This is a genomic window from Stenotrophomonas maltophilia group sp. RNC7 (assembly GCF_030910085.1).
Taxonomy (GTDB): Bacteria; Pseudomonadota; Gammaproteobacteria; order Xanthomonadales; family Xanthomonadaceae; genus Stenotrophomonas; species Stenotrophomonas sepilia.
Genome location: NZ_JAVFVN010000081.1, coordinates 1 through 392 on the forward strand (window position 1 = coordinate 1; position 392 = coordinate 392).

The window sequence follows — 392 nt, forward strand, 5'->3', positions numbered from 1 at the left end:
CATCTCCTGCATCTGGTTGTGCACGCCGCACACCAGGCCGGACGGCGCGATCAGGCGGAAGGCCTCGTAGAGGTCGTCTTCCTCGATACGCGGGAAGCGGCCCGGGGTGGCTTCGAAGGTGGAGAACTTGAAGGCACAGACGCCGCCTTCGATCAGGCCGGCGGCGGCCGCCAGGCCGTGTTCCTTGTTCAGGGTGCCGAACAGCCCCACGTCCACGTGGCAGTCGCGCTCGACCTCGGCGATCTTGGCGTCCAGGTGCGGGCGCGAGGCGACCGGCTCGGGATCGTCGTAGGGCATGTCGACCATGACCGTGACGCCGCCGGCGGCGGCCGCGCGCGAGGCCCAGCCCAGGCCTTCCTGGTTGGCCTGGCTGCCGGAGTGCACCTGGCCGT

1 protein-coding gene is annotated in these 392 nt (G+C 70.4%); it reads right to left on the minus strand.

Features of this window, described 5'->3' with window-relative positions:
• The coding region (locus RCF13_RS00810) for a hypothetical protein (protein WP_308140719.1) at nt 1–392 on the minus strand (392 nt) is incomplete at both ends.